Source organism: Blastococcus sp. CT_GayMR20 (genome assembly GCF_004570345.1).
Map to the genome: position 1 here is coordinate 1 of NZ_SPQM01000025.1, position 11,882 is coordinate 11,882.

Annotated in this window: 9 protein-coding genes; 6 read left to right on the top strand and 3 right to left on the bottom strand. The window is 72.4% G+C overall.

What is annotated here, in order from left to right; translation table 11 throughout:
- On the bottom strand, positions 1–1,500 hold a 1,500-nt coding region (gene acnA, locus E4P40_RS08555; RefSeq protein WP_135158288.1), incomplete at its 3' end, for an aconitate hydratase AcnA.
- A 152-nt stretch (positions 1,501–1,652) separates the two neighbouring features.
- On the opposite strand from acnA, the gene E4P40_RS08560 reads away from it, so the two are divergent.
- The 6 genes from E4P40_RS08560 (at position 1,653) to E4P40_RS08585 (ending at position 8,935) form a co-directional block, all read left to right on the top strand.
- Positions 1,653–2,411 carry a Sir2 family NAD-dependent protein deacetylase gene (locus E4P40_RS08560; protein WP_135158289.1) on the top strand — a complete coding sequence of 253 codons (759 nt, stop codon included), beginning with the start codon at positions 1,653–1,655 and terminating at the stop codon, positions 2,409–2,411.
- Positions 2,412–2,463: 52 nt separating this feature from the next.
- Complete coding sequence (locus tag E4P40_RS08565) at positions 2,464–3,999, top strand: long-chain-fatty-acid--CoA ligase (protein ID WP_135158290.1); 1,536 nt, start codon at positions 2,464–2,466, stop codon at positions 3,997–3,999.
- A gap of 208 nt (positions 4,000–4,207) precedes the next feature.
- Positions 4,208–5,425, top strand: a complete 1,218-nt coding sequence (locus E4P40_RS08570; RefSeq protein ID WP_245160214.1) for a C40 family peptidase — start codon at positions 4,208–4,210, stop codon at positions 5,423–5,425.
- A gap of 383 nt (positions 5,426–5,808) precedes the next feature.
- Positions 5,809–6,945, top strand: coding sequence for a MoxR family ATPase (locus E4P40_RS08575; protein WP_348519639.1), 1,137 nt, complete (start codon positions 5,809–5,811; stop codon positions 6,943–6,945).
- Entirely contained in the window at positions 6,942–7,982 is a 1,041-nt protein-coding gene (locus E4P40_RS08580) for a DUF58 domain-containing protein (protein WP_135158291.1), read from the top strand. Before E4P40_RS08575 ends, E4P40_RS08580 begins: the two co-directional genes overlap by 4 nt.
- Entirely contained in the window at positions 7,979–8,935 is a 957-nt protein-coding gene (locus E4P40_RS08585) for a VWA domain-containing protein (RefSeq protein ID WP_135158292.1), read from the top strand. The genes E4P40_RS08580 and E4P40_RS08585 overlap by 4 nt, the downstream gene beginning before the upstream one ends.
- A gap of 12 nt (positions 8,936–8,947) precedes the next feature.
- Here E4P40_RS08585 and E4P40_RS08590 read toward each other — a convergent pair whose 3' ends face one another.
- The gene (locus tag E4P40_RS08590) at positions 8,948–10,630 is read right to left on the bottom strand and encodes a CocE/NonD family hydrolase (RefSeq protein WP_135158293.1); all 1,683 of its coding nucleotides are present in this window, start codon (positions 10,628–10,630) and stop codon (positions 8,948–8,950) included.
- A gap of 23 nt (positions 10,631–10,653) precedes the next feature.
- On the bottom strand, positions 10,654–11,625 hold the full coding sequence (locus tag E4P40_RS08595; RefSeq protein WP_135158294.1) for an NADPH:quinone oxidoreductase family protein: 972 nt from the start codon (positions 11,623–11,625) through the stop codon (positions 10,654–10,656).
- Positions 11,626–11,882 lie beyond the last annotated feature (257 nt).

Sequence of the window (11,882 nt, forward strand, 5' to 3'; positions counted from 1 at the left end):
GGCCGCGCCGATCATCACCTGCGGGTTGGAGGTGTTGGTGCAGGAGGTGATGGCCGCGATCACGACGTGTCCGTGGTCGACCTCGGTCTCCGTGCCGTCCTCCATGACGACGCGCGTCGGCTTCGAGGGCCGGTCGCCCGTCACCGGGCCGTGGGAGGCGCCGTGCGGCTTGCCCGACTCACCGTTGCCGTGCGCGAAGGGGCTGGCCGGGTCCGAGGCCGGGAAGGTCTCCTCGACCGCCTCGTCGACGGCGGACCCGGCGTCGCGGGGCGCGTCGTCGTCGTCCTTCTGCATCTCGTCGATCGGCGCGTACGTGGGCAGCGCCTCCCGGAACGAGGCCTTGGCGTCGGTGAGCGCGACGCGGTCCTGCGGGCGCTTGGGGCCGGCGATCGACGGGACGACGGTGGCCAGGTCGAGCTCGAGGTACTCGGAGAAGGCCGGCTCGCGGGACGGGTCGTGCCAGAGGCCCTGCTCCTTGGCGTAGGCCTCCACCAGGGCGACCTGCTCCTTCGAGCGGCCGGTCAGCTCCAGGTAGGTGACCGTCTCCTCGTCGATCGGGAACATCGCCGCCGTGGAGCCGAACTCCGGGCTCATGTTGCCGATCGTGGCGCGGTTGGCCAGCGGGACGGCGGAGACGCCGGCGCCGTAGAACTCCACGAACTTCCCGACCACGCCGTGCTGGCGCAGCATCTCGGTGATCGTGAGGACCAGGTCGGTCGCGGTGGCCCCGTCCGGCAGCTCGCCGGTGAGCTTGAAGCCGACCACGCGCGGGATGAGCATCGACACGGGCTGGCCGAGCATGGCCGCCTCGGCCTCGATGCCGCCGACGCCCCATCCCAGGACGCCGATGCCGTTGACCATCGTGGTGTGGGAGTCGGTCCCGACGCAGGTGTCGGGGTAGGCGATGACCCGGTCCCCCTCCTGCCGCGGGAAGATCACGCGCGCGAGGTGCTCGATGTTGACCTGGTGCACGATCCCGGTGCCCGGGGGGACGACCTTGAAGTCGCTGAACGCGCCCTGACCCCAGCGGAGGAACTGGTAGCGCTCCCCGTTGCGCTGGTACTCCAGGTCGACGTTGCGCTCGAACGAGTCCGGCGTGCCGAAGATGTCGGCGATGACCGAGTGGTCGATGACCATCTCGGCGGGCGCGAGCGGGTTGATCTTCTGGGGGTCGCCGCCGAGCTCGGCCATGGCCTCGCGCATCGTGGCGAGGTCGACGATGCAGGGCACGCCGGTGAAGTCCTGCATGACCACGCGCGCCGGGGTGAACTGGATCTCCTGGTCCGGCTCCGCGTTCGGGTCCCAGTTGGCGATCGCCCGGATGTGGTCGGCGGTGATGTCCTCGCCGTCCTCGGTGCGCAGCATGTTCTCCAGCAGGACCTTGAGGCTGAAGGGCAGCTTCTCGGAGCCCTCCACCGCGTCGAGCCGGAAGATGTCGTAGTCGTTGCCGTCGACGGTGAGCGTCGCCCGGGCTCCGAAGCTGTCCTTGCTGGCTGCCACTCTTCTGCGCCTACCCCTCGGTCGTTCCTCGCGCTCGGTTGTCCACCCGCGATCATCCCAGGTCAGCGCCCGCGGCATCGGGTGAGGCGACCCTTGCTTCACCCGGTGACCTCGATCACCCGTCCGGAAACCTCGGTGCCTACGGTGGAACGGTGACCGGCGCAGTCCCGCACCCGCTCCCCGCGTGGCTGACGAGCGCCCGGCGGATCACCGTGCTGACCGGTGCCGGGATCTCCACGGACAGCGGCATCCCCGACTACCGGGGTCCGAACGGCGTGTGGACCAAAGATCCGGACGCCGAGAAGCTCGTGACCCTGTCGTACTACCTCGCCGACCCCGACATCCGGCGCCGGTCGTGGCTCCTGCGCCAGGCCATGCAGCGCGCCGACCCGCAGCCGAACGCCGGCCACGCGGCCCTCGTGGACCTCGAGCGGCAGGGGCGGCTGCGCGCGCTGGTCACCCAGAACATCGACGGGCTGCACCAGGCGGCCGGGTCGGATCCGGCGCTGGTGCACGAGATCCACGGCACGGTGCACGAGGTCGTGTGCGTCGACTGCGACGACCGGACGACGATGCGGGCGGCGCTGGACCGGGTCGCGGCGGGGGAGCCCGACCCCGTGTGCCTGGTGTGCGGCGGCATCCTGAAGTCGGCCACCGTCTACTTCGGGCAGCTCCTCGACGAGCGGGTGGTGGCGGCGTGCACCGCGGCTGCCGCTGACTGCGACCTGTTCCTCGCGGTCGGCACGTCGCTGCAGGTGTGGCCGGCCGCGGGGCTGTCCGACGTCGCCGTCGGCGCGGGCGCCCGGCTCGTCGTCGTCAACGCGCAGGCGACGCCCTACGACGACGTCGCTGATCTCGTCGTCCGTGAGCCGATCGGCACGGCGTTGCCGGGAGTGGTCGCGCGCGCCTGACCGTGGCGGTTAGCGTGACAGGCATCAGATCCTCCGCACCCCGGGAGCCGGCATGCGCGTGCCCTTGACCACCCGCGACTTCCTCGACCGGGCGGAGCTCGTCTACGGCGACCGCGTCGGGATCGTCGACGAGCCGACGCAGCCCGCGCCGTCCCTGGGGGACGTGAGCTACCGCGAGGTCGCCCGCCGCGGCCGGGCCCTGCAGGCCGGGCTGGACGAGCTGGGCATCGGGGAGGGCGAGCGGGTCGCGATCGTCAGCCACAACTCCGCGCGCCTGCTGGAGCTGCTGCTGTCGGTGCCGTCGTCGGGGCGGGTGGCGGTGCCGATCAACTTCCGACTGTCGCCCGAGGAGGTCAGCTACATCGTCGGCCACTCCGGCGCCCGCGTGCTGCTGGTCGACCCGGAGCTCGAGTCGACGCTGAAGGGCATCGAGGCCGAGCACCGGTTCGGCACGGGCGAGGAGTACGAGCAGCTGCTGCGCTTCGACACCGAGCCGCGCGCGTGGGCCGAACCGGACGAGGAAGCGACCGCGACGATCAACTACACCAGCGGGACGACCGCCCGGCCCAAGGGCGTGCAGATGACCCACCGCAACCTGTGGGTCAACGCGGTCACCTTCGGCATGCACATGCAGGTGAGCGACCGCGACGTCTACATGCACACGCTCCCGATGTTCCACTGCAACGGCTGGGGTCTGCCGTACACCATGGCCGGGCTCGGGGCGCGCCAGGTCGTGATCCGCAAGATCGACGGCGCCGAGATCCTCCGCCGGGTCGACCGGCACGGGGTCACCGTGCTGGCCGGGGCGCCCGCCGTCTGGAACGCCGTCCTCGAGGCCGCCGCCGACTGGGACGGCGAGATCCCCGGCCGGGACAGGGTGCGGATCATCGTGGCCGGCGCCCCGCCGCCGTCGAAGACCATCGCCCGGGTCGAGGCCGAACTGGGCTGGGAGTTCAACCAGATCTACGGACTCACTGAGACCGCGCCGCTGCTGACGATCAACCGCCCGCGCGCCGAGTACGACGAGCTGGACGCCGACGAGCGCGCCAAGCGGCTGTCCCGCGCCGGCGTCCCGGCGCTCGGCACCCGGCTGCAGGTCAGCGAGTCCGGCGAGGTCCTGGCCCGGGGCAACACGGTGCTCGCCGGCTACTGGGAGAACCCGGACGCGTCGGGGGAGGCCCTGGAGGGCGGCTGGTTCCACACCGGTGACGGGGGCACGATCGACGACGGCGGCTACCTGACGATCTCCGACCGCAAGAAGGACGTGATCATCACCGGCGGCGAGAACGTGTCGTCCATCGAGGTGGAGGACGTCGTCTTCAGCCACCCGGCCGTCGCGGAGGTCGCCGTCATCGGCGTCCCCGACGACAAGTGGGGCGAGATGGTGACCGCGATCGTCGTCGTGGGGGAGGGCGAACAGGTCACCGAGGAGGAGATCATCGCCCACTGCCGCGGCAAGATCGCCGGCTACAAGATCCCCAAGCGCATCCATTTCCGCGACGAACTGGCGCGGACGGCGACCGGCAAGATCCAGAAGTTCAAGCTCCGCGAGTCGTTCTGGAAGGACTCCGAGCGCCAGATCAACTGACGGACCCCCTCCTCCCCACCCCTCGGCCTGCTCGGGGCGGTGCCCGGGAGGGCGAGGACGGGGTCCGTCAGCTCCCCCTTCGGGGTGAGACGCGTTCAACGGATCACCCGATCCGGTCGATCTCGAACCCAGCGGTGCCCTCCCGGGTGCCGCTGGGTCGAGTCGGAAGAGGTCGGGCGACGTGGACAGCGGTACGCGGAGCAGTTCTGTGCGGCGCCTGGTCGGCGCCGCCGTCGGAGCCGCGATCCTGATCGGTCTGACCCCCGCGGTGGCCGATGCGGCCCCGCGCCGTCCGAGCGACTCCGAGATCGCGACCGCGGAGGCCAAGGCCCGCGAGGTCGAGGCGCGGATCGGCGAGCTCTCCGGTGCGCTCGAGGCGGCCCAGGACCAGGTGGACGCAGCCCGGTCGCGATCGGTGATCGCACTCGACGAGTACCAGGCGATGCAGGCGGCCTACGAGGTCGCCCAGCAGCAGGCGGACGCCGCGGCCGCCGCCGCCGCCCAGGCCACGGCCGACCTCGGCGTGGCGCGGGCGAACCTCGTCGCGTTCGCGCGCCGCAGCTACATGGACGGCAGCACCTACTCCGGTGCTGCCGCACTGATCACCGCCGGTGACCCCGCTCAGCTCATCGAGCGGGCCGCCCTCCTCGAGGCGGCCGGCAGCCACCGCAGCGACGTCCTGGACGTCGTCACCGTCCTCCAGGAGCAGGCGACCGCGGCCGACACCGTGGCCCGCGAGGCGGTCACGGCGGCTGCCGGACTGCAGAAGCACGCCGAGGAGAAGCTGGTCGAGGCGCAGGCGGCCGAGATCGACGCCCGGGCCCAGGCTGGCGCCCTGGCCTCCCAGCAGGCGCAGCTGACGACCGAGCTCGCCGCCGCCGAGCAGGAGCTCGAGTCGCTCGTCGGCGCACAGGCCGCCGCCGACCGCACCGCGCAGATCAGCCGGCCCGCTCCCGCCCCGCCGCGCGCTCCGGCGCCGCCCTCGGGCAACCAGAACCAGGCCGGCTCCGGCGACGCGTCGGCCGCGTCGACGGCGATCGACGCCGCCATGGGCTACCTCGGCACGCCGTACGCCTGGGGTGGCGGCGGGACCCGCGGACCCGGACCGGGCCTCGACCCGGACGAGGGGGTCGTCGGCTTCGACTGCAGCGGTCTGACCCAGTACGCCTATGCCCAGGCCGGGATCTCGATCCCGCGCAACAGCCGCGCGCAGTACGCGGCGCTGCCCAAGGTGGCCAGCAACGCGCTGCGCGCCGGCGACCTGGTGTTCTGGGCCGACGACCCGTCCGACCCCGACACGATCCGGCACGTGGCGATCTACCTGGGCAACAACAAGGTGGTCCAGGCGCCGCAGAGCGGCGACGTCGTCAAGGTGTCGACGATGTGGTGGGGCGACTACGCCGGCGCGGTGCGGCCCAGCGCCTGAGCCTCTTCGGTACTCGGACCCGGGAGCGGTCACCGGGTCCGGACGTCAAGGCGTCGGGCAGCCACGGGGGGAGCTGCCCGACGCGTTGCCAACGGTAGCAGCCGCTCCGGCTCACGGGCAGGGGTGTGGACGCGCGTCTCCGGCACTTTTCGGATCGACTTCTCGGCACACCGGCGACGCCTCCCCACGGCTCCCCGGCGCCCGGCCACCCGTCCCAGGAACCTGTAGGACACTGGCCCCAGGACGGGACGCACCGTCCCGTCGACGGCTCTCCTACGCCGGGGGGTCAGTGACCGGCACGACCAGGGAGTTCCGTGAGCACCGCTGCCAGCACGCCGATCGAGACGTCTCCCGCGGGTTCGGCCGCACCGGTGCCACCGTCGGTGGACGCCCAGCGGCTGGAACGGGTGCTGTTCGAGATCAAGCGGGTCATCGTCGGCCAGGACCGGCTCGTCGAGCGGATGCTCGTCGCGCTGCTGGCCAAGGGGCACGTGCTGCTCGAGGGCGTGCCCGGCGTCGCGAAGACCCTCGCGGTGGAGACGCTCGCCCGCGCCGTCGGCGGTTCGTTCGCCCGCCTGCAGTTCACCCCTGACCTCGTGCCCGCCGACATCATCGGCACCCGCATCTACAAGGCCGGCCAGGACGCCTTCGACGTCGAGCTGGGCCCGGTCTTCGCCAACTTCGTCCTGACCGACGAGATCAACCGCGCGCCGGCGAAGGTGCAGTCGGCGCTGCTGGAGGTCATGGCCGAGCGGCAGGTCTCCATCGGCGGCGTGACCCACCCGCTGCCGAACCCGTTCCTGGTGCTGGCCACGCAGAACCCGATCGAGTCCGAGGGCGTCTACCCGCTTCCCGAGGCCCAGCGCGACCGCTTCCTCATGAAGGTGCTCGTCGACTACCCGACCCCGGAGGAGGAGCGCGAGATCGTCTACCGCATGGGCTCCGAGCCGCCGGTGGCCGAGACGGTGCTCGGTCCCGACGAGCTCAAGCGCCTCCAGGGGACGGCGTCCCAGGTCTTCGTCCACCACGCGCTCGTCGACTACGTCGTCCGCCTCGTCGTCGCGACCCGGTCCCCGCGGGAGCACGGCATGGAGGACGTCGCCACGTGGGTGTCCTACGGCGCGAGCCCCCGGGCCTCGCTGGGCCTGATCGCCGCGAGCCGCGCGCTGGCGCTGGTCCGCGGGCGCGACTACGTGCTGCCGCAGGACGTCCTCGACGTCACCGCCGACGTGCTGCGGCACCGGCTGGTGCTGTCCTACGACGCGCTGGCCGACGGGGTGCCCGCCGACCACATCGTCAAGCGGATCGTGCAGACCGTTCCGCTGCCGCAGGTGGCGCCCCGGCAGAACGCCGGCGGCTTCGGGCCGAGCGCGCCGGGCGGCCCGCACGTTCCGCAGGTCCCGCAGTTCGGTCCGCCTCAAGGCCTCCAGCCCGGCGGGCCGCAGGACGTCGGGCGGCACGGCGCGCCGGGCTCCAACGGGTTCGCGCAGGGGCCGGCGCAAGGGCCGCACCCGGCGTGATCCTCCGTCGTCGCGGCGCGGCACTGCAGCCGACCGCCGCCGAGCCCGCCCCGGAGCACAAGGGGCTGCTCCTGCACCCGGCGACGCCGGGCTCCGGGATCGAGCCCGGCTCGGGCGACGGTGCTCCGCCGCGCTTCACCGACGGTCCCGCCGACGTGCTGCTGCGCCGGCTCGAGCTCACCGTCCGGCGGCGTCTCGACGGGCTGCTGCAGGGCGACCACCTCGGGCTGGTGCCCGGGTCGGGCTCCGAGGCCGGTGACTCGCGCACCTACCACCCGGGGGACGACGTCCGGCGCATGGACTGGCCGGTGACGGCGCGCACCCAGGTGCCGCACGTCCGAGAAACCATCGCCGACCGCGAGCTCGAGACGTGGGCGGTCGTCGACCTGTCCGCGAGCCTGGACTTCGGCACCGCCAACTGCCAGAAGCGAGACCTCGCGATCGCCGGGCTCGCCGCCGTCGGCCACCTCACCGTGCACGGCGGCAACCGGCTGGGCGCCGTCGTCACGACGGGGGAGCGGGTCGACCGGTTCCCGGCCATGCCGGGCCGGCTGGCCGCCGAGCGGCTGCTGCGCTCGGTCGTCGCCACGCCCCGGGCGGCCGGGGGACGGCGCGGCGACCTGGCCGCCGCCATGGAGACGCTGATGCGGCCGCCGCGCCGGCGCGGGCTGGTCGTGGTCATCTCCGACTTCCTCGGCGACAGCGACTGGGAGCGCCCGCTGCGGCGGTTGTCCGCCCGGCACGAGCTGCTCGCGATCGAGGTGGTCGACCCGCGGGAGCTGGAGCTCCCGGACGTCGGCCTGCTGACCGTCGTCGACCCGGAGAGCGGCCAGTCCCTGGAGGTGCCGACCGGCAACCCGGAGGTCCGCGCCCGGTTCGCCGAGGAGGCGGCCGCCCAGCGCGCGGAGATCGCGACCGCGCTGCGCCGGACGGGTGCAGGGCACCTGCAGCTACGGACCGACCGGGACTGGCTCATGGACGTCGTCAGATTCGTGGCCGATCGACGCCGGGCCGGCAGCGGAGGGGCTTCCCGATGACCTTCCAGTCCCCGCTGTGGCTGCTGGCCCTGCTCGGCGTCGTCGCGCTGGTCGCCTTCTACGTGCTGCTGCAGCTGCGCCGGAAGGCCTACGCCGCCCGCTTCACCAACGTGGCGCTCCTGGGCGCGATCGTCCCCAAGCGACCGGGCTGGCGACGGCACCTCGCCTTCGGCGTCATCGCCCTCGGCCTGGCGACGCTCGTCGTGTCCCTCGCCGTCCCGAGCACCGAGGTGCGGGTGCCGCGCGAGCGGGCGACGGTCGTCATGGCGGTGGACGTGTCGCTGTCCATGCAGGCCACCGACATCGAGCCCGACCGCTTCCGGGCGATGCAGACCGCGGCCAAGGAGTTCGTCGAGGTCCTTCCCGAGAGGATCAACCTCGGCCTGGTGTCCTTCGCCGGCACGGCCACGACGCTCGTGCCGCCCACCACCGACCGGGCGCAGGTCGAGAGCGCGATCGACAACCTCGACCTCGCCGAGTCGACGGCGATCGGCGAGGCGGTGTTCACCTCGCTGACCGCGATCGAGAACTACCAGTCCAGCCTCGAGGCGGACGAGGCCGAGGAGGTGCCGGCGCGGATCGTGCTGCTGTCGGACGGCTACAACACGGTCGGCCGCGAGGACACCCAGGCGATCGACGCGGCGCGCGCCGCCGGTGTCCCGGTCTCGACGATCGCCTTCGGCACCGACTACGGCACCCTCGACCTCGACGGCGAGACGGTGCCGGTGCCGGTCGACCGGCAGACGCTCGAGGAGATCGCCGACCAGACCGGCGGGAGCTACAGCGAGGCCGCCAGCGCTGCCGAGCTCGAGCAGGTCTACGCCGACCTGGGGAGCCAGATCGGGTACACGACCGAGCCGCAGGACATCAGCCCGTGGTTCGTCCGCACCGGCGTCGTCCTCGCGATGCTGGGCGCCGTCCTCAGCCTGCTCTGGACCAACCGCCTGATCTGAGCACGGCGCGGGTCAGGCCGGGCGCTCGCTGCCCGGCAGGACGGGCACCAGCAGGTGGGAGTCGTAGCGGCCGCCGGTGTGCACCCGGTGCGTGCCGCGATTCACCGTGTCCTCGTGGCGTGCGTAGGTGAGGGGCTTCGGGTAGCGCATGACGTCACTGCCCTGGACCACGAGCAGCAGCCGCTCACCCGCCTCGAAGCGGGTTCCCGACGGCAGGACCTCGATGTCGAGACGGACGACCTCGTCGGGCCGGACCGGCAGCTCGCGCTGGTGGGCGAGCACGGGCAGGTACTCGGTGGAGCGCTCCTCGTCCAGTTCCCGGTGCGAGGCGCGCTGCCATCCGACGGCGACCGGGCCGTCCTCGAACTGGGCGTAGTACGGGAACCCGACGGGCCGGCCCTCTGTGTCGAGCTTGAACAGCGCCACGAAGACGTCCATGTCGTCGCCCTCGGAGGCGGACACGTGCAGCGCAGCCGTGATGTGGCCGACCAGCTCCACCGGCTCGGTGAAAGCGATCTCGAAGGTGGCCCGGTGCGGGTTCAGCCCGCTGCCCAGGCCGTCGTAGCCCACGCTCTCCTCGCTCTCGACGGGGGACCAGCCGAGGGAGCCGTCACCCGACCGCAGGTGGAGCTTCCGGTACTGGACCGCCTCCAGCGGCCATTGGGTGGCGGTCCGGTGCTCGCCGTCGTAGTAGGAGTTGCGCACCTCGACGCGCACGCGCGGCCAGTCCTGGATCCCGGTGTCCTTGCCGAGCAGGAAGTGGTCGAAGAACGCCCGCTGCCGCTCGACCTGCTCGGGCTCGTAGTAGTACGCCCACTTCTTGCGCCCGTGGACGTCCAGCCACTTCTGGGAGGAGGACATCCGCCGGAACCCCTCGAGGGTGCCGCGGGTGTGCAGACCCTGGTCGGACCAGCTGGCCACGACGAACGCCGGCACCCGGATCTCCTCCAGCCGGGCGCTCTTCGACTGCCAGAACGCGTCGTAGAACGGATGTGCCGCCGTCTCCGCCTCGAGGTCCTCGATCTCGGTGACGCTGGCGCCCCAGCGCTCCCAGATGTAGGGCCAGAAGGAGGTCTCCGGGACCCCGCCGTGGCGGGCGACCTCCCGGTAGGTGTCGCTCCAGCCCTCCCAGGGGTTGATCGCCGCGAGGTGCGGCGGATCGAGCTCGGCGACCCGCCACTGCGACACCGTCAGGTACGAGACGCCGGACAGTCCCACCTTCCCGGCGCTCCACGGCTGCGTCCCCGCCCACTCGACGAGGTTCGCGAACGCCTGCGCCTCCTGCGGCGAGCAGTAGGTCGCGGGGCCCTCGCAGTACCAGGTGCCCGGGATGTCGGCGATGACGATCGCGTAGCCGTGCGGGACCCAGTACTCCGGGTCGGGGGCCTCGAACGTGGTCAGCTCGCCGGTGTGCTCGGGCAGCACACCGGCGGCCGGGTAGATCACACCGATGGGCGCCGGGTTGTGCTTGCCGTACGGCGACCAGCTGATCAGCGGTGCGGCGGGGACGTCGGTGTCCGGCCGGTAGACGTCGACGTAGATCCGCTCGCCGGAGGGCCCGACCGGAACGGCGACGTCCCGCTCGATCACCATCCCGGGCCGGTGCTCCTGGCGGTACTGCGGCGGGCGGCCTGCCCTCGACTCCGGCGTGCTGCGCGGAGCCCGGAACAGCAGGTCGACGTCGTCGGGCGTCACAGGTCTCCTCGGAAACTACGGGTTCAGCGGGTGGGGTCGAGGACGAGCTTGCCGGTCGAGCGCCGGGAGAGCAGGTCCTCGTGCGCCTGCCGGACGTCCGACAGCGGGTAGCGACCGCCCACGACGGGCGTCAGCAGACCGTCGGCCACCATCGGCAGCAGTTCGTTCATCGCCGCGTCCATCATCTGGGGGCGCGCCATGCAGTGGGCCAGCCAGAAGCCGATGACGGCTCGGCTGGTGCCCATGAGCGAGGGCGCCTGCACCGGCTTCGGCGGCACCCGCCCGGCCATGCCGTACGCCACCAGCCGCCCGAACGGGGCCAGTGCCGACATGGCGCCGTCGAACACGTTGCCGCCGGTCATCTCCAGGACGATGTCCACCTTCTTGCCGCCGTTGGCCTCCCGCAGGGCCCCGGTGAAGTCCTTCGGGTCGTTCTCGGCGAGCGCCGGGTCGACCGTGGCGTGGGCGCCCAGCTCCTCGCACAGCGCTCGCTTCTCCGGGCTCGACGCGGTCGCGATGACCCGGCCGGCACCCCAGTGCCGGGCCAGCTGGACGGCGAGGCTGCCCACGCCACCCGCGCCGGCGATGACGACGACCGACTCGCCCTCGGCCAGGTGCGAGCTCGTGCGGAGCAGGTGCCAGGCGGTCGCCCCCTGGAGGACGACGGCCAGTGCCTGCTCGTCGCTGACGCCGTCCGGCACCGGCCAGGTGAGGACGTCGTGCGCCACCGCCTTCTGGGCGTATCCGCCCCCCTCCAGAAGGCCGACCACGCGCTGGCCGCCACCCACCGGGGTGCCGACGAACTCCGCGCCGGGGATCAGCGGCAGCTGCTGCTGGGCGAGGTAGGAGTTCTCGATCTGGTGGGTGTCGGCAAAGTTGACTCCTGCGGAGCTCACCTCGTAGAGCTGCTGACCAGGCCCTGGAACCGGGTCAGGTAGATCGACCATGTCCATGACTTCGGGGCCGCCGAAGCGGGTGATCTGCACGGCTCGCATCGCCCGAGACTAAGGGGCTCCTCCTCCTCGCCGACGGTGGGCGGGAATGCCCAGGGCGAGGGGAGGGAATCGCGCAGCCACGCACGTCCTCGGGCCGACGCTGAGACGTCGACCGCCGATCTCAACCGCGCACGCGCACCGACGGGCAGATCACGCACTCTGCGAGGACCGACCCTGCCGGTCGGCCGCTAGTCATCCGCATCCGGGGCCGAGCCGTCCGGGCCCCGCCCCGAGGTTCCGGACGAGCGTCCGGGGCC

Coding starts and splice junctions, on each gene's coding strand:
- E4P40_RS08565 (WP_135158290.1), top strand. CDS start 2,464: ATGCGCGTGCCCTTGACCACCCGCGACTTCCTCGACCGGGCGGAGCTC.
- E4P40_RS08585 (WP_135158292.1), top strand. CDS start 7,979: ATGACCTTCCAGTCCCCGCTGTGGCTGCTGGCCCTGCTCGGCGTCGTC.
- E4P40_RS08595 (WP_135158294.1), bottom strand. CDS start 11,625: ATGCGAGCCGTGCAGATCACCCGCTTCGGCGGCCCCGAAGTCATGGAC.